Genomic DNA, 24,682 nt, shown 5'->3' on the forward strand with positions numbered 1-24,682 from the left:
TGTTTTCCCGCGCCCGCTTGTTCGGCCCCGCGCGGCCCGGTAAAACGCCCCCATGAGTGAGAGCAGCGATAACAACGACCACATCCGCGAAACCGCCGAGCCCCTGCGCCGTGCGATTGGCGATCGATACCTGACCTATGCCCTGTCGACGATCATGCACCGGGCCCTGCCGGACGCGCGCGACGGGTTGAAACCGGTACACCGGCGCATCCTTTACGCGATGAATCGGCTGAAACTGGCCTCGAACGGCAAGTTCCTGAAATCGGCGAAGATTTCCGGTGATACGATGGGGGATTTCCACCCCCACGGCGATGCGGCGATCTATGACGCCATGGCGCGTCTGGCGCAGGATTTCGCGGTGCGCTACCCGCTGGTCGACGGCCAGGGCAACTTCGGCAATATCGACGGCGACAACCCGGCCGCCTCGCGCTACACCGAAGCGCGCATGACCTTCATCGCCGAGGCGATGTTGCAGGGTCTGGACGAAAACGCGGTCGATTTTCGCGACAACTATGACGGTCGCCTGACCGAGCCGGTGGTGCTGCCGACCGAGTTTCCGACCCTTCTGGCCAATGGCGCGGCGGGCATCGCCGTGGGCATGGCGACCAATATTCCGCCGCATAATATCGTCGAGCTGATCGACGCTTGCCTGCATCTGATCAAGACCCCGGACGCGCGTGACGACACGCTTTTGAACTATGTGCCCGGTCCGGATTTCCCCACCGGCGGCATCATTGTCGAACCCAAGGAAAACATCGCCAAGGCCTATGCCACGGGCCGGGGCAGCTTCCGCCTGCGCTGCAAATGGGAGGTCGAGGATCTGGGCCGCGGCCAATGGCAGATCGTGGTCACGGAAATCCCCTACCAGGTGCAGAAATCGAAGCTGATCGAAAAGATCGCCGAGGTGATCCAGCTCAAGAAGATCCCGATCCTGGGCGATGTGCGCGACGAATCGGCCGATGACATCCGCCTGGTGCTGGAGCCGAAGTCGAAGAACGTCGATCCCGAGCTTCTGATGAACATGATGTTCCGCAACTCGGACCTGGAAACGCGGTTCAGCCTGAACATGAACGTGCTGATCGACGGGGTCACGCCGAAGGTCTGTTCGATGAAGGAAGTGCTGCGCGCCTTCCTCGACTTCCGCCGCGATGTGCTGGGCCGCCGCTCGCGCCACCGTTTGGGCAAGATCGACAAGCGTTTGGAAGTGCTGGAAGGGTTCATCATCGCCTTCCTGAACCTGGACCGTGTGATCGACATCATTCGCTATGACGACGATCCCAAGGCGGCTCTGATGCGCGAGGATTGGGGGCTGACTCATGCCCGCGCCACTTCGGAAGCCGATTACCGCAGCCCGGCCCCGGGTGAAGGTGAGCTGACCGAGGTCCAGGCCGAGGCCATCCTCAACATGCGCCTGCGCAGCTTGCGTCGGCTTGAGGAAATGGAGCTGAAGCGCGAGCAGGAAGAGCTGATGCGCGAGCGGGCTGAGATCGAGGACCTCTTGGCCAGCGAAGACCTGCAATGGACCCGCATTGCCGACCAGTTGAAAGAGGCCAAGAAGAAGTTCGGCAAGGATTGGGAAGGCGGCGCGCGGCGTACGCAATTCGCCGAGGCCGCCGAGGCTGAAGAGGTGCCGCTGGAGGCGATGATCGAACGCGAACCGATCACCGTGGTCTGCTCGCAAATGGGTTGGATCCGCGCCATGTCGGGCCATATCGACCTGACCCGCGAGTTGAAGTTCAAGGACGGCGACGGCCCGCGCTTCATCTTCCACGCGGAAACCACCGACAAGCTGCTGGTGTTCGCCTCGACCGGGCGATTCTATACGCTTTCGGCGGCGAACCTGCCCGGCGGGCGCGGCATGGGCGAACCCCTGCGCCTGATGGTGGACCTGCCCAACGAGGCGGAGATCGTCGATCTCTTCATTCACACCGCCGGGCAAAAGCGCCTGGTCGCGTCGAATGCGGGCAACGGCTTTGTGGTGGCGGAAAGCGATCTGCTGGCGCAGACACGCACCGGCAAACAGGTGCTGAACGTGGGCGACGATACCGCCAAGCTCTGCGTGCCGATCACCGGCGATCACGTGGCAATCATGTCGGAAAACCGCAAGATGCTGGTCTTCCCGGTGTCCGAGCTGCCCGAAATGGGCCGCGGCAAGGGTGTGCGCCTGCAGAAATACAACTCGGCGCGCGGCAAACAGGGGGTGCTGGAACTGGACGGTGGTCTGGCCGACGCCAAGACCTTCAACCTCGAAGAGGGGCTCAGCTGGCCCGCCGCCGGCGATCGCACCCGGACAGAGGTGGACATGTCGCCCTGGATCGGCAAACGTGCGGGCGTGGGCAAGGCGCCGCCCTACGGATTTCCGCGCAACAACAAGTTCGAGTAACAGATGACCCCCCTTGCAACGGAATATGTCGGTGAAAAGGGGGCACTGTTCCGACTGGCCCTGAAGACGAGTGTGCTGACGGTTCTCACGCTCGGCTTCTACCGGTTCTGGATGAAGACCCGGCTCAGGCGCTATTACTGGAGCGCGATCCGCCCCGGTGGCGCGCCGCTGGAATACACCGGTCAGCCGCTGGAGAAACTGCTGGGCTTCCTGGTCGCGGTGGTGATCATGGCCTTCTATATCGGGGTCGTGAACCTGATCCTGATGTTTGTCAGCTTCTCGCTATTCCAGGGCAATATCACGGCCTATGCGCTGAGCTTCGTCGGCGTGCTGCCGATCATCTTCTTCGCCCAATATCGCGCGCGACGCTATATCCTGGCCCGCACCCGCTGGCGCGGCATTCGCTTCGGGCTGGAACCCGGTGCCTGGGGCTATGCCTGGCGCGCAGCGCTTTACTGGGCGCTGGCGATCGTGTCGCTGGGGCTGCTTTACCCGCTCAAGGCCTTCCGGCTTGAGAAATACCGCGTGGACCGCACACATTTCGGGTCGGCCCGGTTCGAACAGACGGGCAGCTGGAAGGACCTCTATCCGGCGATGAAGCACCTGCTGTGGAATGGTGTGATCTTTGCGGTGCTCATGGCAATTGGCGTGGCGAATGGCATGAGTTCCGTTCTGTTCTACCTGATCATTGGTCTGCCCTGGGGTGTCTATGGCCTGGCCTATTGGCAGGCCGGAAGCTTCCGCATCCTGGCCGAGGGCAAACGTCTGGACGGTCTCAAGTTTCAGTCAAGCCCGCGGAGTGGCCGGATCTTCGGCATCTGGATGCTTGGCGGGCTTCTGATCCAGCTGTGCATGACGGCGCTGCTGGTTGGGTTTCTCTTTGCGATCGTGATGGCCCTGTTCGGGGTTGGTGTGATCGGCGGTGGCGGCTCCTGGGATCTGGAGACCCAGTTGGCCCGCCAACCCGCCTGGGTTCAGATCCTGGTCGGCATAGTGGGCTATTTCTCGATCTTCCTGACATGGTCCGTGCTGCGTCAGGTGTTTTTCACCCTGCCGCTGATCAAACATTTCGCCGAGGAAACCGCTTTGCTGAACCCCGAGGCGCTGGGCGCGATCGACCAGCGCGCGAGGGATGAGTTTGCCGAGGCCGAAGGCTTTGCCGACGCCCTGGATGTGGGGGCCGCGCTATGAGCGAGATCATCCTGCCCGAACCGCCGCCCCCGCCGCCGTCCGAGCCGCCCAGGCCCGAACCGCCCGACCGCAACCGGCTGTTTGCCTGGTATGTGGATGGCAACGATGCGCGCTGGCAGCGGGTTGAGGTTGGCCTGGCCACGCCCAAGGGCGGCACCCGCCCGGACCGGCTGCGCTTGACCCTGCCCGATGGCAGCCGGTTGGACTGGCCGCTGGAGGATCTGCGCGCGCTGAAGGATCAGGCGGGGGCGAAGGCCTCTATCGTGCTGCGGCTCGAGGGCAAGGATCCTGCCCGGCTGATGCTGCGCGGGCCCGAGATCGTGGCCCATATCCGCCACATTGCGCCCAATCTGGAACGCCGCCCGCCGGCCGAGAACCTGGGTCGCCTGATGAAATGGTCGGTGGCCGCCGTGGCCTCGGTCGCGCTGATCATCTTCGGCCTGGTGCCGGTGCTGGCCACGCAGCTGGCGACCCTGCTGCCGCCCGAGGGGGAAAAGGCGCTGGGCGATGCGACGTTGAACCAGATCCGCGTGGCGCTGAACGAGTTCGGCACCACCCCGCTGCCCGCCTGTTCCAGCCCCGAGGGCGATGCGGCGCTGCAGGCCATGCGCACCAGGCTGAATGCGGAAGAGGACCTGCCCTATCCCTTGCAACTCCACGTGTTGGACCACGAGATGGTCAACGCCTTCGCCCTGCCGGGCGGGCATGTGATCCTGTTCCGGGGACTGATCGAAGAGGCCGAAAGCCCGGATGAGGTTGCCGCCGTACTGGCTCATGAAATCGGCCATGTCGCCCACCGCGACCCCACCCGCGGCGCGCTGCGCACGGCGGGTTCGATCGGGGTTCTGGGCCTGCTGTTTGGTGATTTTGCAGGCGGCACCGTGGTCCTGATGATGGCGCAGAGCCTGATCAACGCGAATTACTCCCAGGCGGCCGAGGCCCGCGCGGATGAGTTCGCCCATGAGGTGCTGACCAATGCCGAGGTCAACCCGGCCGCCCTGGGCCACATGTTCGAACGCTTGCGCGAGAAATATGGCGATGCCGAAGGGATCGTCGCCCATTTCGCCTCCCACCCCACGCATGAGGAACGCATCCAGGCGGCGTTGGAGGCCGAAGCGGTGGCCGGGATTACCGCGACGCCGGTGATTTCGGACAGTGACTGGCAAGCTCTGCGTGGGATTTGCGGTGATGCCCCGCGTCGAACCTTCGAAGAGATCGGGCGCGAGATCGGCGAGATCCTTGAGGGGGCCGGTGAAGCCCCCGACAAAGGGGGCAAGGGCCAGGCCGAGGGGGCACCTGTCGATAGCGGCGCGCAAACGGGCAATGGCGCCGAGGGTGGATCGAAGAAGTGATCAGCGGGATAATCAGGCCGGGCTGACCTTGAGCCAGACCCCGCCCGCAGGCCGCAGGCTCAGCACCATCTCGGGGCGCGGATCGCGGCCGGGTATCGCTTCGAACCGATACCGCGCAAGCAGGGTCGAGAGGATGATCACCGCCTCCTGCATTGCAAAGCTCATGCCGATGCAGACCCGTGGCCCGGTGCCGAAGGGCAGGTATTGGAACGGCGGGATGGCGCGCCGGTCTTCGAACCGGTCCGGGTCGAACCGATCCGGATCCTCCCACAGCTCGCGGTTCCGGTGCAGCGCGTAGATCGGCAGCATGACCGTGTCGCCCACGCGTATCTCGCGGTCGCGCAGCTGGTCGGGGGCCAAGGCCGTGCGGGTCAGCAGGGCGGCGGGCGGATAAAGCCGCATCGCCTCGTCGATGATCTGACGGATATAGGGCAGGGCGGGCACGTGTTCCATCGTCGCGCAGCGGTCGCCCAGCACGTCGCGTGCCTGAGCCCGGGCGCGGGTCTGCACCGCGGGGTCGAAGGCCAGCAGGTAGAGCGACCAGGACAGCGCCAGTGCAGTGGTCTCATGCCCCGCCACCAGAAAGGTCAGCACATTGTCGCGCAGCTCCTCCGTGGTCATGCGGCGGCCGGTGTCGGGGTCTTCCGAGGCCATCAGCATGTCCAGCAGGTCCGGGCTGTCCACCTGCATCTCACGCCGTGCCTCGATGGCGGCAACGGCAGCGGTTTTCAGGCGCTTGAGGTCGCTGCCCACCATCAGCCGGGCCAGGCGTGGCACCCATTCCGGCAGGCCCAGGAAATCGAACAGTGACACCCGCCCGGCGCCCGCCAGATACCGTTCGATGGCACGGCGGGCGAGGTCATGCGGGATGCCGTCATTATGCGAGAAACAGACCTGGCCGATCACGTCGAAGGCGGTCAGCAGCATCTGGTCGGCCATGTCGAGTTCTGCAGCCGGGGTGCCGTCCAGCGCGGCATCGAGCCGCGCGGATACGGCCTGGGCCGCGCGGGTCATCACCGGGCCGAGTGTCTCGACGTTGCGGCGGGAAAACACCGGGGCCGCGGCGCGCCTCTGCCAGCGCCAGTGATCGCCGTCCGAGGTGAACAGACCCCGCCCGATGGCCGGGCGCAGGATCGCGCCGACCTCAGGCGATTTCGGATATTGATCGACCCGATCCCGCAGGATCATGCGCAGGCTTTCCGGGTCCTGCACCATGTGAAACCGCCGCACCACCTTGCCAGAGACGATGGGCTGTTTCAGGCACAGTGCCGGGATGATTGCCAGCGCGTTCCGGCGTGCTTCGGCCAGCACACGCAGAAAGCCGCGTTCGCGGGTCGACAGGGTTACGGAGACAGGCAGGCTGGCGTGCATCGGGGCTCCTCCTTGGGGCAGTCTATGCGCGTGGGCGCGCCCAGAGCAATGATCGCGCACATCACACATTTGCGCTGGACGGCAGGGCGCGCTATTCCTGCCCTGACCGATCGAGGGGGAGTTTTCCATGTATCGTTTTCTGGCCGCGCTGGCGCTGCTCGTCACTCTGAGCGCCTGTGGAGATTTCAAGGACCTGCAGGAGGCGCCCGAACCGATGGGAGATTTCCTGCTGGGCCACAATATCGTTGTGGCACCGGACCCGGTGCCGGGGCCGCTGACCCGCCCGGCCACGGAAGAGGAGTGGCAGGAAAGCATCACCGCCGCGATCGACGAGCGTTTTGGTCGCTATGATGGCGATCACTACTATCACATCGCGGTCAAGGTCGAAGGCTTCGTGCTGGCCCTGCCGGGTATCCCCTTGGTGGCAAACCCGAAATCCGTTATGATCGCCGGTGTGACGATCTGGGATGATGAGACCCAGAGCAAGATCAATGAAGAGCCCAAACGCTTCACCGTGTTCGAACGTGCCTCGCCCGAGACCTTCCTGTCGTCGGGCCTGACCCAGAACCGCCACACCCAGCGGCGCAACCTGGCGCGCAATCTGGCCAAGAAGATCCATGCCTGGATGCTGAAACACCCCGAGTGGTTCGGTGGCGAGCCGATCGAAGGCCTGGTGGAAGAGGAAGAGCCCGAGATTGACCTGTCCACCGTGAACGTGCCGGTCGATCCGGAAACCGGCGAACCGATCACGGATCCGGCCGAAACCGGGTCATAACCCCCTTCACAAGACGGTTAGAGGCGGGCTGACGGCAAGTCTCGCTTGATTTTCCCCGCGCAAAGAAGTAACGAGCGCGCGATGATGAACTGGGCTCTCCCGGGCCCCCCAACAGACAAGGCTTACAAGGCGTATGGCTAAGGAAAAGTTTGAACGCGGCAAACCGCACTGCAACATCGGCACGATTGGTCACGTTGACCACGGCAAGACGACCCTGACCGCTGCGATCACCAAGTATTTCGGTGACTTCAAGGCCTATGACCAGATTGACGGCGCGCCGGAAGAGAAGGCTCGCGGCATCACGATCTCGACCGCGCACGTGGAATACGAGACCGAGGCGCGTCACTACGCCCACGTCGACTGCCCCGGCCACGCCGACTACGTGAAGAACATGATCACCGGTGCCGCCCAGATGGACGGCGCGATCCTGGTTGTGAACGCTGCCGACGGCCCGATGCCGCAGACCCGCGAGCACATCCTCTTGGGTCGTCAGGTCGGCATCCCGGCCATGGTCGTCTTCATGAACAAGGTTGACCAGGTCGACGACGAAGAGCTGCTGGAGCTGGTGGAAATGGAAGTCCGCGAGCTGCTGTCCGAGTACGAATTCCCGGGCGACGATATTCCGATCATCGCGGGTTCGGCCCTGGCCGCGATGGAAGGCAACAACCCGGAGATCGGCGAAGAGAAGATCAAGGAGCTGATGGCGGCTGTTGACAGCTACATCCCGCAGCCGGAACGCGCCGTGGACGGCGACTTCCTGATGCCGATCGAAGACGTGTTCTCGATCTCGGGCCGCGGCACCGTTGTGACCGGTCGTGTCGAACGTGGCGTGATCAATGTTGGCGACGAGATCGAAATCGTCGGCATCAAGGACACTTCGAAGACCACCTGCACCGGCGTGGAAATGTTCCGCAAGCTGCTGGATCGTGGTGAAGCCGGCGACAACATCGGCGCGCTGCTGCGCGGTGTGGATCGCGACTCGGTCGAGCGCGGCCAGGTGCTGTGCAAGCCGGGTTCGGTGAACCCGCACACCAAGTTCGAAGCCGAGGTCTACATCCTGACCAAGGAAGAAGGCGGTCGTCACACCCCGTTCTTCGCGAACTACCGTCCGCAGTTCTACTTCCGCACCACCGACGTGACCGGCACCGTGACCCTGCCGGAAGGCACCGAGATGGTGATGCCGGGCGACAACCTGAAGTTCGACGTCGAACTGATCGCCCCGATCGCGATGGAAGAAAAACTGCGCTTCGCCATCCGCGAAGGCGGCCGCACCGTCGGTTCGGGCGTGGTTTCCAAAATCATTGAGTAAGGTCGAACTTTCGGCACGAAAGTTCTGGCCAGGCGACAGGGGCTTTCAAGCTCGCTTGAAAGCTCCCGAGAGCCAAGACGGTGAAGATCTAGCGAAGGGGCTGCCAAAAGGCGGCCCCTTTTGCTTTGAGTAAGGCACAACACCAGCAACGCCTTTGCCGCCCTGTGCCCCAGCGGCTGGACCGTTGCCGACCTTGTCATCAAGCGCAACAAGCGCGGGGTGGCGAAGTTCCCGGGCGTTGCGCGAAATAGTCCCGACGGGTGGGGGGCAGCCGAATACAGGAAGGGCCGCCCCGGCGTGGGGCGGCCCTTTCTTTGTTACCACGCGCCTGGGAGAAGGGCGCGTGGTAAGGCTCGATCAGGGTTCATTTCAGGAAAGCACGTACCTTCTGGCGCTTTTCACCTTCGCTGTCGCCCGAATGGATGAAGTTCAGAATGATGCGCACGTCAGTCGGCGACAGGGCTTCGGCTTCCACCTGCGAGACATAGCCGCGCAGCGCGCCAAGATCGGCCATCGAAACCGAGGTGGCATGGGCGGCGCCGGTCAGGGTCACGACGGCAAGGGTGGCGGTGGCGATGATGCGTTTCATGTTGGGTTCCTTCGGTTGAGTGGCGGGTCGGGGGACCCGGTTTAGAACTTGTCTGTGCCGGGCTGTCTGTCCGACACCAATCAAGGTATGGGCGGATGGGCCGGGTTTGAAATCACGAAGCGATCCGCCCAGCTCACGCGCATGTGCCCTTGAATTTATGGGCAGACGCACCGGGTGGGTTGGATGGGAAAAATGCGCAGAAATCCGGCCGATTGGGGCGGGGCTGGCCCCGGGTCAGTCTCACCGGGGCGCGAACGGGATGTGAGAAACAGCGCAGATCACAAAGAAGTTTCCCGCGCTGGTTTCAGCGCTGTTTCAGCCATCGCTCCTTCGCGTGAACGGCCGTGACCGGTCATGCGCCCCGTTCAGACGTCGGGAACGACTCGCACCGCGACAAGATCGCCGGTCTCCACCCCGGCTTTGTGGCACTGCACCTGGGTTAGGTTGAAGAACCAAGCGTCCGAGCCCTTGCCCCAGGGGTGGATCTTGCGCGCAAAGGGGGCGCTGTCGTTCAGGGTGACCTGTGCCGAAAAGCTGGCGGTGGCCCCCGCCATCAACTCGGGTTTGATGACCACATAGCGCGGCAGGTCGTCCTGCTTGCGCAGGATCTTCGCGGTAAAGGTGATCGCCCCGACCATCAGGCCGGGGACTGCATCTTGAACGCTACCTCGCAGTCAGGGTTGGCTTTCATCGCCTGCACCGATTGCGCCAGCCGCTTGCCATAGCCCAGGCTGTCGCCCGCCTTGCGCGCCCGGCGCAGGGCCGAGAGGCGGGCGTTCGGCGTCATCCGGGCCACCTGGCCCGCCTCCAGCGCCGCCTCGTCAATCTGGCGCGTGTTCAGGAACACCACCGTGTCCTTGGGCGCAAAGGCGACTGGCGTGAACCAGTCTGCCATCGCTTCCATCTGCACCGGCACCCAAGGGGTACGCCAATGCAGGTAGTCCTGCTGGATCACCAGGGATTTGCCGGGGATGAGTGCGGGAAAGAACTGCTGCGCCATGCGGTCCATCAAGGGCACCTTTTTCGAGGCATCCATGAACAGCAGCTCGATCGGCCCGCCGGACCAGCCGGTGTCCTGGATCTGGCCGGGGTGCAGCGTGATGCGGTCCTGCCAGGGGGCGAGCAGCTTGCGCACCAGGGGCAGGGTGTCCGTGCCTTCGAAGGGGGCGATGCCCGCAGGATAAAGCAGCCGTGCCTTCAGCGCCTCGTCACAGCCGAATCGGTCATAGGCATGCAGATGTGCGCGGCGCTTGCCCGCCGCCAAGCCTGCCGCCAGGCGCGCGGTCGATCCGCCAACGAAACAGCCCAGGTCGACCACGTCGCCGATATCCTCCATCCAGACCCCGGTCAGCAGGCATAAAGCGCCTGTTCCTCGTCCGCGAGCATGGTCGGCACCGCCGCCGTCGCCGCGAACCCTTCGATTTCGACGCTTTTCCACGGGGCTCCGTCAAACTCGGCACTGTCACGCATGGTCAATTGGTCCTGCCTTCGAAAACTTTGTGAAGGCTAGCGGCCAAAGGGGCAGAAAGCCACTTGAAAACCCCGCGCGCATGCCATATTCGGAAGCCCGGCTTTAGGGGTATAGCTCAGTTGGTAGAGCGACGGTCTCCAAAACCGTAGGTCCCGGGTTCGAACCCTGGTGCCCCTGCCAAGCCACCCTCCCGAACATGGATGTACCGGCAAGCCCCTTTGGGGCCTTGCCCCCATTTCCCCCAAATTTTCCCGACGCTGCCACAAAGCCGCCCTGATTTCCCGGTCAGGTTGAGGCGCATTTACCCTGTCCGATCCGGAGCCTTGCCGTGCAGCGTCTTATCCTCTTCATTCTCTTCGCCCTGCCCTGGTGGGCTTATCTTGGTGCTTCTGGCGGTGTCGTCTGGCTGGGCTATCAGGCCTATCAGATGGAGCAGGAGAAACTCGCCGAGCGCCAGGCCCAGGCCGCGGCACCTATGCCTGAGGTTGTCGACCTGTCCGATTTCGACCGGTCCCGTGACGTGGCCCCGGCGGATGAGCTGCATGTGAAAGGCTGGATCAACACCGACTACAATTACGAACTGATCAAGCGCACCAACGGTGTGCGCACCGGGTCGCGCTTCATGTTCGTGCTGTTCGGGTCCGAAGACGATGCGACCAGCCGAATGGCTCGCGCCGCCATCATCTTTAGCGAGGCGGACAAGGACCGGTTCGTGGACGAGATATTCGACTATGCGGTGGATTACACCGACGAAGGGCTGGTGATCGGGCTGAACGGGTTCGAGGGCAGCGGCGATGGCTACTCTTCGATGGTCTATGACGCCTTTCGCGACGAGGGGCTGACCCGCGCGCCGAACTTCGTCTTTATCGAACCCTTCCTGGATGGCCGCCAGGTGGCGCTGACGGCGACCGGAGAGCCGATCCGCGTGTTGGGCTATTTCCTGATTGCCGCCGCCGTGTTTGCCATGGTCGCGCTGGCCAAGTTCGCCGCCAAGCGCCGCAAGAAACCCGCTGTGCCGAAACAGGATCCTTTTGCCGGTGGCCCGATTGCTGGCGCCGCAGCGCCCGCGCCAACGCAGCCCGCCTCCCCGTCGATGGCCCCCTCGATGCCCCCCCCGATGGCGATGGCGCAACCGGGCAGCGTGATGGCGGACAGCATTACCGATGACACGCCCCTGGGCCGGATCAAGCGCCGCCAGCAGGAACAGCTGGCCGCCGAACAGGCCGCGCTGATGCCACCGCCCGCAGCGGCCGAACCCGCGCCGCTGCTGGGCGAGGCCCCCGCCGCCGCCGCCAAGAAGAAATCCGGGCTGGAAAGCGCGCTGCCCAAGCTGCTGATCGTCGGCGTGGTGCTGATCGCGCTCAGCCAGATGGTGCCGGGTCTGGCGTTCCTGCCGATGGCCGTGCTGCCCCTGGCCTTCGTCGGTGGGCTCTGGTTCCTCATGTACAAGGTGAACCGCAAGCTGTCGAAAGGCATCGACGCCCTGCGCGGGGTCGAAGAGCAGACCGACACCGTTGCCAAGGTCGCCGGGATGAACATCACCCGCACCAAGAAGGTGCGCCGCGAAGGCGGCTCCGCGCTGAACGGGTTGTTCAAGGGCAAGAGCGGCACCAAGGGAGGCGGCACCGTCAAACGCGACCGTACCGCCGCGACCCGCGCCAAACTGTCCTCCGATCCCTTCGACAAGCTGGCCGCACAGGTGCGCTCCGGGCAGTAGGGCGCAGGCTGGGGTACGGGCCGAACCACGGGCCGTACCACGGCAACGTGACGCGCGTGGGCTTGAAAGCGCCGCGCGCATCGCGTATCTGACCCCCTGATCCTTCAAGGAAGCATGAACATGGCTATGACGAACCCTCTCCAATTCATCCAGCAGGTGCGCGCCGAAGTGTCGAAGGTCGTGTGGCCGACCCGTCGCGAAGTGCTGCTGACCACCGGCATGGTCTTTGTCATGGCCGCGCTGACCGCGCTGTTCTTCTCGCTGGTGGATCTTCTGATCCGCACCGGCCTGGGCTATATCATCGGCTAAGGCCCCCTTCGGCTTTCAAGGCAGTCTTAACTCGCCCACGGGGGCGAGGTTCTGGTTCCGTCGCACCGGTCTTACGCCGGTGTGGTTTCGTTTGTTTGGTTGTCCCCCAGACCATTGGGGCTTGAAACCCGCCTCTGCGCGCGGTAAGCCCGGTTTCAATCCCTGACATCGCGAACATCGAATCGAGACGGCTCGTCGCTCTTGTCGGACATGAGGAAACAGCCCCGCGCGGGCGAAACAAGGAACGGGTTTGGCTATGGCGAAACGGTGGTATTCGGTGAGCGTGCTCTCGAACTTCGAGAAGAAGATTGCCGAACAGATCAAGGCTTCGGTCGTGGAAAAGGGTCTTGAGGACGAGATCGACGAGGTCCTGGTGCCGACCGAAGAGGTGATCGAGATCCGTCGCGGCAAGAAGGTCTCGACCGAGCGTCGCTTCATGCCCGGCTATGTGCTGGTGCATATGGAGATGTCGGACGAGGGCTATCACCTGATCAACTCGATCAACCGCGTCACCGGTTTCCTGGGCCCGCAGGGCCGCCCGATGCCGATGCGCGACGCAGAGGTGAACGCGATCCTGAACCGCGTCGAGGAAGGCGTCGAGGCGCCGCGCACCGTGATCAGCTTCGAAGTGGGCGAGAAGGTCAGCGTGACCGACGGCGCCTTCGAAGGCTTCGACGGTCTGGTCGAGGAAGTGGACGAGGACGGTCAGCGCCTGAAGGTGGCCGTGTCGATCTTCGGCCGCGAAACCCCGGTCGAGCTGGACTACACCCAGGTTTCGAAGCAGAGCTAACCGGGCACGGTGTTGACCGGGGCTAGCGCTCCTGCGCGCCCTTGCCTGCGAGAATCCGATCACGATATCCGGCGATCCGACGCAATCGGGTCGCCTTTTTCTTTGCCCGGCTCAGGTCGATGACATAGCTGCGCTGGCGCCCGGGTGTCAGGGCGTGAAAGGCACCGGCCAGGGTGGGGTCGGCATCCAGCGCCTGGGTCAGGTCATCGGGCAGCTCGAACGTGGCCGCCTGTTTCGGCAGCCGAATGCCCGCCTCGGCATGGTTCATCGCCTCCCGCAGGTAGGCGCGCAGGGTCGCTGCCCGTGCCGCGACCTGAGCCACATCGCCAAAGTGGATCATGTCCGGCTGTGGTGTGTTTGGCCCGGGGCGTTCCAGCAGCCCTTCGGGGTCCGATAACAGCGCCGCATCGAAGAAGCTCAGCCGGAAATCGTCGCGAAAGGCGCCGATGATGCAGATGTTGCGTCCGGCGTGCATGTAGCAGGGGTGCGCCCATTTCAGGCGTTCTTCCAACCCCATCCCCAGACAGATCCGGCGCAGCGCCAGCAGCCCGCTGGTCCAGCGACGGGTAGAACAGTCCGGCGTCGCGAACCGTGCACAGCGGCCGCAGCCAAGGGTGAAATAGTCCTCGATGTCCTCGATCATCGGCGCCTCCGTGTGGAGAGCATGACGCGCGGCCATGATGCCTGACCGAGTCGTCCATATCAAACGCTCGCACACGCCCGCCCCTCCCTCCTGCGTGCCTGCTGATCCGGTCACTTGCCGTAAATATCAGGCCGTCCGCTTCCCCGCAGGCGGCCGCCTTCATTGCGCAAGATGCAGGGCTTCGCAGCGGTCGTAGCTGGCCGCGCCTGTGGGCACCGGCGCGGTGGTCATGCCAAAGCGGTGCAGCTCGGCGGGGCTCATGTAATGGATGTCGGCCGCATCGGCGGCCTCCAGCGTGTACCAGTAGAATGCCGCATCCACCCCCATGTCGGCGTAATAGTCCAGATAGGGCCGGTGTTCGGGATCGTTGCGTGGTAGGTCGCGGCCCTCGGTTCCGAACGGACCGAAGCCACTGGCCCAGCTGTGCACCCCCAGGCAGGCGCCGGGACCGGTGCGCCGCTCCACGCCCGCCAGGAACATGTCGGTCCCGCCCGAGGCAACCAACCCGCCCTCTGGCACGATCATTGTCACCCCGGCCTGCCGCAACATGCGCGACGCCAGCAGGTTCGCGTCATCGTCGCGCGACCCGGGTACGTATTCCATCACCACCGTGCGCAGCTCCGGATGGGCCGCCAGGGCGCGGCGCACGACTTCGGGGGTGGATCCGTCGATCACCCCACGCGCGATGAACCGGTCTTCCTGGGGGATCAGGCGCAGGCTCGCCTCGTCGGCGGCTGCGATACAGGCGGCAAGGGGGAGTAGAAGGCTCAAGGCGAACAGGCGGCGCATCGGGTGTCCTTTCCATGGTCTGGACAGGACATAGGGATGGTGTCTTGTACTGTGAAGCCCGGGCGGTTGCCCAAAAAGGCGCGCCCTGCGGGACAGGTGCAGGGCGCGCCAGGGGCCCCGCCCGATGCAGCGGGCGGGGCAGGAGATCGCGAAGGCTTATTGAAGCTCTTCCGGGGCCTTGTCTTCGATGGTTTCCCAGTTCACGTCGGCCTTCTGGACGTAGCCCGGGATGTCCGTGACCCAGCGTTCCTGCACGTCTTTCGAGATGTTCAGGAACAGCTCGCCATCGACCACTTTCCAGTGCTCCGGATCGCCGTCGAACTTGAAGCCCATGGCGGCACCGAAGGCGCAGAAGCCACCGTATTGCGGCAGGTAGGCTTCGGGATCGGCCTCGAAGGCGGCCTTGTGCTCTTCGCTGGCGAAGCGATAGGTCGCGCCGTTGTATGCGCTGGTGATCTTCCAGTTGCCCTCGGTGGGTTCGCCCAGGGTGAAATAGGCGATGCTGGCCAATTGCCCGGGGCCGCGGGCCGAGGACTGCCTGGTCGCCTTCTTTGACGCCGACCCGGATGCCAAGCGGGGCTGTTTCATCTGCAATGCGATGGTCGAACTGGCGCCCGAGAACCCGCGCGTGGCCGAAAGGACCGCCGCCATGTCCGACCGCCTGCGCCGTGCCATTCGCGGCGTGCTGGTCCGGTTTGAGGTCAGCCGGGATGACGCCAAGCTCGACAATACGGCCGATCTGGTGCTGCACCTCTATTTCGGTCACAAGGCAATGGGCAAGGGCAGCAAGCCGCGCGATGACTGGCGCGCGCAACTGGCCTGGATCCTCGACCGGCTCGGCACCGGCTGAAAGCCTTTGCCAGCAAGGCGAACAGGGCTTGCCAAATCCGCTCCACGCGCGTAAACGCCTCCCTTATCGTCTTCGGGCGAGATTCTCTCGTGGGAGATTGGTGTATCGCGATATGCCGTCCGACCACGCAACACATCTCCGGGTGGAACGCGTTTCACCCTTGTTGAAAGGAAATACCAGATGGCTAAGAAGGTCGCTGGCACCATGAAGCTGCAGGTTCCTGCAGGTCAAGCCAACCCCTCCCCGCCCGTCGGTCCGGCCCTCGGTCAGCGCGGCATCAACATCATGGAATTCTGCAAGGCGTTCAACGCCAAGACGCAGGAACTGGAGCCCGGCGCGCCGTGCCCGACCGTGATCACCTACTACCAGGACAAGTCCTTCACCATGGACATCAAGACGCCGCCCGCGTCCTACTTCCTGCGTAAGGCTGCCAAGCTGAAATCGGGCGCCAACAACCCGGGTCGCGAGACCGTGGGTTCGGTGACCCCCGCTCAGGTGAAAGAGATCGCCGAAGCGAAGATGAAAGATCTGAACGCGAACGATATCGAAGCCGCGATGCAGATCATCCTGGGCTCTGCCCGCTCCATGGGCATCGAGGTGAAGTAAGATGGCGAAACTCGGAAAACGCACCAAAGCCGCCCGCGAAGCCGTTGCTGGCAAGGAAAACCTGTCGGTCGAAGAGGCCGTCGCCCTGGTCAAGAGCAACGCCACCGCCAAGTTCGACGAAACCATCGAGATCGCGCTGAACCTGGGCGTCGACACCCGTCACGCCGACCAGATGGTCCGTGGCGTGATCGGCCTGCCGAACGGCACCGGTAAAGCCATGCGCGTCGCCGTGTTTGCCCGTGGCCCGAAGGCTGAAGAAGCCCAGGCCGCCGGTGCGGACATCGTCGGTGCCGAAGACCTGATGGAGCAGATCCAGGGCGGCAACATCAACTTCGATCGCTGCATCGCCACCCCGGACATGATGCCGGTCGTCGGTCGTCTGGGCAAGATCCTGGGCCCGCGCAACCTGATGCCGAACCCGAAAGTGGGCACCGTCACCATGGACGTGAAAGCCGCTGTCGAAGCCGCCAAGGGCGGTGAGGTTCAGTTCAAGGCCGAAAAAGGCGGCGTCGTGCACGCCGGTGTCGGCAAGGCCTCGTTCGACGAAGCCAAGCTGGTCGAGAACGTGCGCGCCTTCGTCGGTGCCGTTCAGAAAGCCAAGCCGACCGGTGCCAAGGGCGCCTACATGCAGAAAATCGCGCTGAGCTCGACCATGGGTCCGGGCGTCACCGTGGACATCGACAACGCGACGGGCAACTAAGGGCGAACGCGCAAGCGTTCTGTCCAGCCGGGAAAGCGTCCGCTTGCGGGCGCGTCCGGCACCGGTAGCGAGATGATTGAAGGGCGGGGCCGCTGGCCTCGCCCTTTTCATTTGCCACGTGCGCTTTCTCAGAAGCGCGCGTTAGCAAGGGTCCGAACCCGGCACGGCCGCAGGCCGGGCCACGCCCGACCCTCCCCACGGGAGGGCGTTCTGCGACGTAGCAAATCTCACCTGCGTCAGTTGATTGGGCGACGCCCTTTCGCCACACATCCGTTTCGAAACGCCCACCCAGGGTCGGGCGTGGCCCGGCCTGCTTCTCGCGATGCTGAGGCGTCACTCACGCTTTCCCATTGCACCCGACCTCCCTCCACGCCACTCTGCCCTCGATTTGAGGGAGAGCACCATGAAGGCCTATGCATTCATTCCCGCCCGTTCGGGTTCCAAGGGATTGCCGCACAAGAATATCAAGCCGATCGATGGGCATCCTTTGCTGGCCTATGCGGTGGCCTTCGGCAAGGCGCTGGGGGTGGATCAGGTGATCGTCTCGACCGACAGTCCCGAATACAAGGAAATCGCCGAAAGCTACGGCGCCTTCTGCCCCGGGCTGCGGTCGCCTGAGGCCAGCGGCGACACCTCGATGGAAGAGGAAATCATCGCCGATCTCACCCAGAAACTGCCCGCCCTTGGGATCGACCTGCCTGACGTCTGGATCCGCCTCAAACCCACCAACCCGTTTCGCAAACCCGACACCGTGCGCCGGGCGCTGACGCTGCTGGAAGAGGACGACTGCATCGACTCGGTGCGCATCGTGTCCAAGGCCGACTGTCGGCTGGTGGTGCAGAATGACGAAGGGTTCCTGGAGCCGATCCTGCCGGACATCTGGGATCCGAACCGATCCGTCATGCGCCGCACCGAATTCCCCGAGGCCTATTCGCCCTTCAACCTCGACCTGCTCAGGCATCGCAACTGGGAGCGCTGGGGCTCGGGCTACATGGGCAAACGCATCATGCCGATCGTCGATCACGCAATTACCGGCATGGACATCAATGACGGTGAGGATTTCGAACTGGTGAAAACCATGATCGAGGTCCGCCCCCGCCCGCAGGTGGTGGCGGATTACCTGGTCGACCCCTCCTGATGTTCGGGCGTCGGCGCAAACGGGGGCGGCTGGTCTTCATTGTGCAGACGCCGAACCACCTGGGCATTCTCGACCTGATTCGCCCGGCCTGCGAGGTGGCCGGGCTGAAGCCGGAAGTCTGGCTGGTCACCGGCCTGCCGGAAAGTGCGCGGGCCCGTGAGGCGATTGAACAGCGCGGGTTGCCGCTGCGCAATGCGGCCAAGAAGCTCGAGGTGCTGCAGGCGGGCGATGTCGCGATCTTCTTTCTGGTGTCCTGGATGCGCGATCAGGACCGCATTGCGTCGCTGCTGGGGCGCGGCGTGCGCCTGTTGCAGCTGTCCGAGGGCTGCCGCTTCAACTTCCCCGGGCTGACCCATCCCGATGTGCCTTTTCTGGGCTGGGGGCCGTCTGCGCGAGTGGCGGGGCGGCAGCTGCGCATTGTCGGCTCCCCGGTGATCGAGGCCGCGCCGCGTGGCCCGGCGCTGGCTGCGCGTCCCGCGAAGGCGCTGATCAATGTGAAGTTCCGCGGCCATGAACCGGCCCGGGCCACCTGGCTGGACGAGGTGCTGGGTGCCTGCGCTGCAACGGGCCTGACGCCGGTGCTCAGCGGCCACCCGGTGCTGTGCGACGGGTTCGATGTCGAATTCGATCCGCGCCCGGTGGCGCAACTCTGTGCCGAGCTGCCAGTGGTGATCAGCCGACCGTCCACGGTGATCTACGAGGCGTTGGTGGCCGGGGCGCAGCCGTTCCTGATGCCAACCCGGGGTGAGGGTCAGGTGGAATTCGCCGATCCGCGCGGCGCCTTTCCCATCGCCCTGACCGGCGCAGAGCTGACCGGGCAATTGCGGCGCTGGCAGGCGGGGCAGGGAGGTTACGATCCGGCCCCCTTCCTGGAGGCGCATGTGGATATTGATCCGAACCGCCCGGCCGCCCGGCGCATCGTCGATGAGATCCTGTCCGAGCTGCGCCGCTGACCGCATCGTGAAGGTGCTTTTTCGGCCGGGGCATTTGTGCTAGGGTAAGGCAACGCCCGCGCCGTTCAGGGGATCTTCATCCTTTTCGGCCCGGCCCTCGGAAAGGGGGTTGGAAAAGGGGTAAAATGTCACTAGATACGCTCTTGCAAGCCAGCGTGCGATTCGTCGTGCGCTGTTTTGCGTTTCGTCCTAGACGGTGGGTGGCGCCAATCCTGGTTCCATAATTCCTGCCTGAGACGGGAAACGACATTCTCGCCGGGGTTCCGACCTCGGGTGATTTTGGCGATGCCCCGTAAACGGACTTCATGCCGGGCCTGGCCCGGTGAATAAGAGCCGGGGGGCGACAGCCTCCCACACTTGGAGTGAAACTGTGGATAGAGCCCAGAAAGAGAAAGTGGTCGAGGAACTCGGCCAAATCTTCGAAAGCTCTGGCGTCGTGGTGGTTGCCCACTACGCGGGTATGACAGTTGCCGAAATGCAGGACCTGCGGTCGCAAATGCGCGAAGCTGGCGGGTCGGTGCGTGTTGCCAAGAACAGGCTCGCCAAAATCGCCCTGGAGGGGAAACCGGCGGCTTCGATCGCCGATCTGCTCACGGGCATGACCGTACTCGCTTACTCTGAAGACCCCGTGGCTGCTGCCAAGGTGGTCGACAAGTACGCCAAGGACAACGAGAAACTCGAAGTCCTCGGTGGTGCTATGGGCGATACGGCTCTGGATCCGGCCGGTGTCAAAGCTGTCGCCGCCATGCCGTCGCGTGAGGAGCTCATTGCTTCGATCGTTGGCTGCATCGGTGCGCCTGCTTCGAACATCGCCGGCGCCATTGGCGCACCTGCTTCGAACATCGCATCCATCCTCGAGACCATCGAGGAAAAGGCTGCCTGAGCAATCTGAAATACCGGCGTAGGGAAAGCTCCCGCACGTTGGAACACATCAAAACTGAACGGAAACAGTACAATGGCTGATCTGAAGAAACTTGCCGAAGAGATCGTGGGTCTGACCCTGCTCGAAGCTCAAGAACTGAAAACCATCCTGAAGGATGAATATGGCATCGAGCCCGCCGCTGGTGGCGCTGTTGTCATGGCTGCTGGTGGCGACGCCGGCGGTGCTGCTGAAGAAGAAAAGACCGAATTCGACGTCGTTCTGAAGAACGCCGGCGCTTCGAAGATCAACGTGATCAAAGAAGTCCGCGGCATCACCGGTCTGGGCCTGAAAGAAGCCAAAGAGCTGGTCGAAGCCGGTGGCAAGATCAAAGAAGGCGTGGACAAAGCCGAAGCCGAAGACGTCAAAGCCAAGCTGGAAGCAGCTGGCGCCGAAGTCGAGCTGGCCTAAGCCTTGCGCTTTCGGGCCGCCTGACGGCCCATGTGAACAGGCTGGGCCCGGAGAAATCCGGGTCCAGCCGAACCTGTCTTGGAGAGGGGCCACGCCCCTGACCCCTCTCCTGGGAAAGGTTCGCGGACGGGAGGAAACCCTTGGGCAGGTTTCCGGGAATTGGTCCGCTCCCCCCATCTCGTACGAGGCGTCGCCGATGACCCAGCGGCTGACGGCTCAGGTGAGACATGAAAGGTAATTACCTTATGGCGCAGACCTATCTTGGCCAGAAACGCTTGCGTAAATACTACGGCAAAATCCGCGAAGTGCTGGAGATGCCGAACCTGATCGAGGTGCAGAAGAGCTCCTATGACCTCTTCCTGAACTCCGGCGATCAGCCCGAGCCGATGGACGGCGAAGGCATCAATGCCGTGTTCCAGTCGGTCTTCCCGATCAAGGACTTTAACGAAACCGCCGTGCTTGAGTTCGTGAAATACGAGCTGGAGACGCCGAAGTTCGACGTCGAGGAATGCCAGCAGCGCGACCTGACCTATTCGGCTCCGCTGAAGGTCACCCTGCGCCTGATCGTCTTTGATGTGGACGAGGACACCGGTGCGAAGTCCGTCAAGGACATCAAGGAACAGGACGTCTTCATGGGCGACATGCCCCTGATGACCCCGAACGGCACCTTCATCGTGAACGGCACCGAGCGTGTGATCGTTTCGCAGATGCACCGTTCGCCCGGCGTGTTCTTCGACCACGACAAGGGCAAGACGCATTCGTCGGGCAAGCTGCTCTTCGCCTGCCGCATCATCCCCTACCGCGGCTCGTGGCTGGACTTCGAATTCGACGCCAAGGACATCGTCTTTGCCCGGATCGACCGTCGCCGCAAACTGCCTGTGACCACCCTGCTCTATGCGCTGGGTCTGGACCAGGAAGGCATCTGCGACGCCTATTTCGACACTGTCAACTTCAAGCTCAAGAAGAACAAGGGTTGGGTCACCAAGTTCTTCCCCGAGCGTGTGGCGGGCACCCGCCCGGTGCAGGATCTGATCGACGCCAAGACCGGCGACGTGATTGCCGAGGCCGGCAAGAAGGTCACCCCGCGCGCCGTCAAGAAGCTGATGGAATCGGGCGAGGTTGCCGATCTGCTGGTGCCCTTCGATTCGATCGTCGGCCGCTTTGTCGCCAAGGACATCATCAACGAGGAAACCGGCGCGATCTATGTCGAGGCCGGTGACGAGCTGACGCTGGAATACGACAAGGACGGCGAGCTGATCGGCGGTTCGCTGAAGGAACTGCTGGATGCGGGCATCAACGATATCCCGGTTCTGGACATCGACAACGTCAATGTCGGCCCCTACATCCGCAACACCATGGCCGCAGACAAGAACATGAGCCGCGAGACCGCGCTCATGGACATCTACCGCGTCATGCGCCCGGGTGAGCCGCCCACCGTCGAAGCGGCCTCGGCCCTGTTCGACACCCTGTTCTTCGACAGCGAGCGCTACGACCTGTCGGCCGTTGGCCGCGTGAAGATGAACATGCGCCTGGCGCTCGACGCCGAAGACACCCAGCGCACCCTGCGCCGCGAAGACATCATCGCCTGCATCAAGGCGCTGGTGGAACTGCGCGACGGCAAGGGCGACGTGGATGACATCGACCACCTGGGCAACCGTCGTGTGCGTTCGGTCGGCGAGCTGATGGAAAACCAGTACCGCGTCGGTCTGCTGCGCATGGAGCGCGCGATCAAGGAGCGCATGTCGTCGGTCGAGATCGACACCGTCATGCCGCAGGACCTGATCAACGCCAAGCCCGCCGCAGCCGCGGTGCGCGAGTTCTTCGGCTCCTCGCAGCTGTCGCAGTTCATGGACCAGACCAACCCGCTGTCGGAGGTTACCCACAAACGCCGTCTCTCGGCGCTTGGCCCGGGCGGCCTGACCCGCGAGCGTGCGGGCTTCGAGGTGCGCGACGTGCACCCGACCCACTACGGTCGCATGTGTCCGATTGAAACGCCGGAAGGTCCGAACATCGGCCTGATCAACTCGCTGGCCACCTTCGCCCGCGTGAACAAGTACGGCTTCATCGAAACCCCCTATCGCAAGGTCGTGGACGGCCAGGTGACCGATGAGGTCAACTACATGTCCGCCACCGAAGAGATGCGTCACACCGTGGCCCAGGCCAACGCGCATCTGGACGCCGAGGGCAAGTTCGAGAACGAGCTGGTGAACACCCGCCAGTCGGGCGAATACACCATGGCTGCCCGTGACAGCGTCGACCTGATCGACGTGTCGCCGAAACAGCTGGTCTCGGTCGCCGCCTCGCTGATCCCGTTCCTGGAAAACGACGACGCCAACCGCGCTCTGATGGGCTCGAACATGCAACGTCAGGCGGTGCCGCTTCTGCGTGCCGAGGCCCCCTTCGTGGGCACCGGTATCGAAGAAAAGGTCGCCATCGACTCCGGTGCTGCGATCCAGGCCAAGCGCGGCGGCGTGATCGACCAGGTGGATGCCACCCGGATCGTTATCCGCGCCACCGAAGACCTGGCCCTGGGCGATGCGGGCGTGGACATCTACCGTCTGCGCAAGTTCCAGCGTTCGAACCAGAACACCTGCATCAACCAGCGTCCGCTGGTGAAAGTGGGTCAGAAGATCTCGAAAGGTGAGGTCATTGCCGACGGTCCGTCCACCGACATGGGTGAACTGGCTCTGGGCAAGAACGTGGTCGTCGCCTTCATGCCCTGGAACGGCTACAACTACGAAGACTCGATCCTGATTTCCGAGCGCATCGCGCGTGACGACGTCTTTACCTCGATCCATATCGAGGAATTCGAGGTTGCCGCCCGTGACACCAAGCTGGGTCCGGAAGAGATCACCCGCGATATTCCGAACGTCGGCGAGGAAGCCCTGCGCAACCTCGACGAGGCCGGTATCGTCTACATCGGCGCCGATGTGGAACCGGGCGACATCCTGGTCGGCAAGATCACCCCGAAGGGCGAAAGCCCGATGACGCCGGAAGAAAAGCTTCTGCGCGCCATCTTCGGTGAGAAGGCCTCGGACGTGCGCGACACCTCGCTGCGCGTGAAGCCGGGCGACTTCGGCACTGTTGTCGAGGTCCGCGTCTTCAACCGCCACGGTGTGGAAAAGGACGAACGTGCCCTGCAGATCGAGCGCGAAGAGGTCGAAAGCCTTGCTCGCGACCGTGACGACGAGCTGCACATCCTGGAGCGCAACATCTACGCCCGTCTGAAGGGCATGGTGCTGGGCAAGGTTGCCGTCAAGGGCCCGAAAGGTGTCAAGGCGAACAGCCAGATCACCGAGGAGCTGCTGGACAGCCTGTCGCGTGGTCAGTGGTGGCAGCTGGCGCTGGAGGACGAGGACGACGCGAAGATCGTCGAGGCCCTGCACGAACAGTTCGAGGCGCAGAAACGCGCCCTGGAACACCGGTTCGAGGACAAGGTCGAGAAGGTCCGTCGCGGCGACGACCTGCCGCCGGGTGTGATGAAGATGGTCAAGGTCTTCATCGCCGTGAAGCGCAAGCTTCAGCCGGGCGACAAGATGGCCGGTCGCCACGGGAACAAGGGTGTCATTTCCAAGGTTGTACCGATGGAAGACATGCCGTTCCTGGCCGATGGCACCCCGGTCGACTTCTGCCTGAACCCGCTGGGCGTGCCCTCGCGCATGAACGTCGGTCAGATCCTCGAAACCCACATGGGCTGGGCCGCACGCGGTCTGGGTCTGAACGTGGACGAGGCGCTGGGTGAATATCGTCGTTCCGGCGACCTGACCCCGGTTCGCGAAGCCATGCGCATCGCCTATGGCGAAGATGTCTACGAAGAAGGCATCGCCGGCATGGACGAGGATACGCTGGTCGATGCCGCAGGCAACGTGACCCGCGGTGTGCCGATCGCCACCCCGGTCTTCGACGGCGCCAAGGAAGCCGACGTGAATGACGCGCTGTCGCGTGCCGGGTTCGACACCTCGGGCCAGTCGGTCCTGTTCGACGGACGCACCGGCGAGCAGTTCTCGCGCCCCGTGACCGTGGGTGTGAAATACCTGCTGAAACTGCACCACCTGGTGGACGACAAGATCCACGCCCGTTCGACCGGCCCGTACTCGCTGGTCACCCAGCAGCCGCTGGGCGGTAAGGCGCAGTTCGGTGGTCAGCGCTTCGGTGAGATGGAGGTCTGGGCCCTGGAAGCCTATGGCGCCGCCTACACCCTGCAAGAGATGCTGACCGTGAAGTCGGATGACGTGGCAGGCCGGACCAAGGTCTATGAGTCGATCGTCAAGGGCGAGGACAACTTCGAAGCGGGCGTGCCCGAGAGCTTCAACGTGCTCGTGAAAGAAGTCCGCGGCCTCGGCCTCAACATGGAACTCCTGGATGCGGAGGGCGAGGAGTAAGGCGCCCGCCTTACCCTCCCCACCCCTTCCTCTG

Annotated in this window: 23 protein-coding genes, 1 tRNA gene and 1 pseudogene; 17 read left to right on the forward strand and 8 right to left on the reverse strand. The window is 63.7% G+C overall.

Going from position 1 to position 24,682, the window contains the following annotated elements:
- Positions 1 to 52 precede the first annotated feature (52 nt).
- From ACO07D_RS09170 to ACO07D_RS09180, 3 genes are read left to right on the forward strand one after another with little or no spacing between them, the layout of a single operon-like run.
- Positions 53 to 2,383, forward strand: a complete 2,331-nt coding sequence (locus ACO07D_RS09170) for a DNA topoisomerase IV subunit A (RefSeq protein WP_421702643.1) — start codon at positions 53 to 55, stop codon at positions 2,381 to 2,383.
- 3 nt (positions 2,384 to 2,386) lie between these two features.
- A complete protein-coding gene (locus ACO07D_RS09175) occupies positions 2,387 to 3,574 on the forward strand; it encodes a YjgN family protein (RefSeq protein WP_421702644.1) in 1,188 nt (395 codons plus the stop codon).
- Entirely contained in the window at positions 3,571 to 4,926 is a 1,356-nt protein-coding gene (locus ACO07D_RS09180; RefSeq protein ID WP_421702645.1) for a M48 family metallopeptidase, read from the forward strand. The genes ACO07D_RS09175 and ACO07D_RS09180 overlap by 4 nt, the downstream gene beginning before the upstream one ends.
- Positions 4,927 to 4,938: 12 nt before the next feature.
- On the opposite strand, the gene ACO07D_RS09185 is transcribed toward ACO07D_RS09180, so the two are convergent.
- Positions 4,939 to 6,297, reverse strand: a complete 1,359-nt coding sequence (locus tag ACO07D_RS09185; RefSeq protein ID WP_421702646.1) for a cytochrome P450 — start codon at positions 6,295 to 6,297, stop codon at positions 4,939 to 4,941.
- A 127-nt stretch (positions 6,298 to 6,424) separates the two neighbouring features.
- Between ACO07D_RS09185 and ACO07D_RS09190 the strand changes: the two genes are divergently transcribed.
- On the forward strand, positions 6,425 to 7,072 hold the full coding sequence (locus ACO07D_RS09190) for a hypothetical protein (RefSeq protein WP_421702647.1): 648 nt from the start codon (positions 6,425 to 6,427) through the stop codon (positions 7,070 to 7,072).
- A 133-nt stretch (positions 7,073 to 7,205) separates the two neighbouring features.
- Entirely contained in the window at positions 7,206 to 8,381 is a 1,176-nt protein-coding gene (gene tuf / locus ACO07D_RS09195; RefSeq protein ID WP_421702648.1) for an elongation factor Tu, read from the forward strand.
- Positions 8,382 to 8,745: 364 nt separating this feature from the next.
- Here tuf and ACO07D_RS09200 read toward each other — a convergent pair whose 3' ends face one another.
- From ACO07D_RS09200 to ACO07D_RS09215, 4 genes are all read right to left on the reverse strand, one after another.
- Positions 8,746 to 8,970 (reverse strand): hypothetical protein, encoded by a 225-nt coding sequence (locus ACO07D_RS09200; protein WP_421702649.1) that lies wholly within the window; start codon positions 8,968 to 8,970, stop codon positions 8,746 to 8,748.
- A gap of 365 nt (positions 8,971 to 9,335) precedes the next feature.
- Positions 9,336 to 9,608 (reverse strand): DUF1905 domain-containing protein, encoded by a 273-nt coding sequence (locus tag ACO07D_RS09205; protein ID WP_421702650.1) that lies wholly within the window; start codon positions 9,606 to 9,608, stop codon positions 9,336 to 9,338.
- Positions 9,608 to 10,306, reverse strand: coding sequence for a hypothetical protein (locus ACO07D_RS09210; RefSeq protein WP_421702651.1), 699 nt, complete (start codon positions 10,304 to 10,306; stop codon positions 9,608 to 9,610). Before ACO07D_RS09210 ends, ACO07D_RS09205 begins: the two co-directional genes overlap by 1 nt.
- A gap of 11 nt (positions 10,307 to 10,317) precedes the next feature.
- Positions 10,318 to 10,440: a hypothetical protein gene (locus tag ACO07D_RS09215; protein ID WP_421702652.1), complete on the reverse strand. Its 123-nt coding sequence runs from the start codon at positions 10,438 to 10,440 to the stop codon at positions 10,318 to 10,320.
- A gap of 105 nt (positions 10,441 to 10,545) precedes the next feature.
- Here ACO07D_RS09215 and ACO07D_RS09220 point away from each other — a divergent pair.
- The 4 genes from ACO07D_RS09220 to nusG all read left to right on the forward strand — a co-directional run bounded on the left by ACO07D_RS09220 (position 10,546) and on the right by nusG (position 13,257).
- A tRNA-Trp gene (locus ACO07D_RS09220) sits at positions 10,546 to 10,621 on the forward strand.
- Positions 10,622 to 10,769: 148 nt separating this feature from the next.
- The gene (locus ACO07D_RS09225) at positions 10,770 to 12,158 is read left to right on the forward strand and encodes a hypothetical protein (protein ID WP_421702653.1); all 1,389 of its coding nucleotides are present in this window, start codon (positions 10,770 to 10,772) and stop codon (positions 12,156 to 12,158) included.
- Between the two features lie 120 nt (positions 12,159 to 12,278).
- Positions 12,279 to 12,467, forward strand: coding sequence for a preprotein translocase subunit SecE (secE, locus tag ACO07D_RS09230; protein WP_421702654.1), 189 nt, complete (start codon positions 12,279 to 12,281; stop codon positions 12,465 to 12,467).
- A gap of 256 nt (positions 12,468 to 12,723) precedes the next feature.
- A complete protein-coding gene (gene nusG, locus ACO07D_RS09235) occupies positions 12,724 to 13,257 on the forward strand; it encodes a transcription termination/antitermination protein NusG (protein WP_421702655.1) in 534 nt (177 codons plus the stop codon).
- Between the two features lie 22 nt (positions 13,258 to 13,279).
- Here nusG and ACO07D_RS09240 read toward each other — a convergent pair whose 3' ends face one another.
- The 3 genes and pseudogenes from ACO07D_RS09240 to ACO07D_RS09250 form a co-directional block, all read right to left on the reverse strand.
- Positions 13,280 to 13,900 carry a YdeI/OmpD-associated family protein gene (locus tag ACO07D_RS09240; protein WP_421702656.1) on the reverse strand — a complete coding sequence of 207 codons (621 nt, stop codon included), beginning with the start codon at positions 13,898 to 13,900 and terminating at the stop codon, positions 13,280 to 13,282.
- Positions 13,901 to 14,059: 159 nt separating this feature from the next.
- Positions 14,060 to 14,689: an alpha/beta hydrolase gene (locus ACO07D_RS09245; RefSeq protein ID WP_421702657.1), complete on the reverse strand. Its 630-nt coding sequence runs from the start codon at positions 14,687 to 14,689 to the stop codon at positions 14,060 to 14,062.
- 156 nt (positions 14,690 to 14,845) lie between these two features.
- Positions 14,846 to 15,190: pseudogene (locus ACO07D_RS09250) on the reverse strand (YHS domain-containing (seleno)protein); the annotation flags it as partial.
- On the opposite strand from ACO07D_RS09250, the gene ACO07D_RS09255 reads away from it, so the two are divergent.
- The 8 genes from ACO07D_RS09255 (at position 15,189) to rpoB (ending at position 24,648) form a co-directional block, all read left to right on the forward strand.
- A complete protein-coding gene (locus ACO07D_RS09255) occupies positions 15,189 to 15,539 on the forward strand; it encodes a hypothetical protein (protein WP_421702658.1) in 351 nt (116 codons plus the stop codon). The pseudogene ACO07D_RS09250 and the gene ACO07D_RS09255 sit on opposite strands and share 2 nt — an antisense overlap.
- A gap of 180 nt (positions 15,540 to 15,719) precedes the next feature.
- Positions 15,720 to 16,145: a 50S ribosomal protein L11 gene (gene rplK / locus ACO07D_RS09260; RefSeq protein WP_421702659.1), complete on the forward strand. Its 426-nt coding sequence runs from the start codon at positions 15,720 to 15,722 to the stop codon at positions 16,143 to 16,145.
- A gap of 1 nt (position 16,146) precedes the next feature.
- Positions 16,147 to 16,845 (forward strand): 50S ribosomal protein L1, encoded by a 699-nt coding sequence (gene rplA, locus ACO07D_RS09265; protein WP_421702660.1) that lies wholly within the window; start codon positions 16,147 to 16,149, stop codon positions 16,843 to 16,845.
- Between the two features lie 403 nt (positions 16,846 to 17,248).
- Complete coding sequence (locus ACO07D_RS09270; RefSeq protein ID WP_421702661.1) at positions 17,249 to 17,983, forward strand: cytidylyltransferase domain-containing protein; 735 nt, start codon at positions 17,249 to 17,251, stop codon at positions 17,981 to 17,983.
- Positions 17,983 to 18,936, forward strand: a complete 954-nt coding sequence (locus ACO07D_RS09275) for a hypothetical protein (RefSeq protein ID WP_421702662.1) — start codon at positions 17,983 to 17,985, stop codon at positions 18,934 to 18,936. Before ACO07D_RS09270 ends, ACO07D_RS09275 begins: the two co-directional genes overlap by 1 nt.
- 370 nt (positions 18,937 to 19,306) lie before the next feature.
- Positions 19,307 to 19,819 carry a 50S ribosomal protein L10 gene (gene rplJ, locus ACO07D_RS09280; RefSeq protein WP_421702663.1) on the forward strand — a complete coding sequence of 171 codons (513 nt, stop codon included), beginning with the start codon at positions 19,307 to 19,309 and terminating at the stop codon, positions 19,817 to 19,819.
- A 72-nt stretch (positions 19,820 to 19,891) separates the two neighbouring features.
- Positions 19,892 to 20,266: a 50S ribosomal protein L7/L12 gene (gene rplL / locus ACO07D_RS09285; protein WP_421702664.1), complete on the forward strand. Its 375-nt coding sequence runs from the start codon at positions 19,892 to 19,894 to the stop codon at positions 20,264 to 20,266.
- Between the two features lie 245 nt (positions 20,267 to 20,511).
- Complete coding sequence (rpoB, locus tag ACO07D_RS09290) at positions 20,512 to 24,648, forward strand: DNA-directed RNA polymerase subunit beta (protein ID WP_421705018.1); 4,137 nt, start codon at positions 20,512 to 20,514, stop codon at positions 24,646 to 24,648.
- The last annotated feature ends 34 nt before the right edge of the window (positions 24,649 to 24,682 follow it).

It is taken from the genome of Aliiroseovarius sp., from assembly GCF_965228805.1.
Taxonomy (GTDB): domain Bacteria; phylum Pseudomonadota; class Alphaproteobacteria; order Rhodobacterales; family Rhodobacteraceae; genus JASBTN01.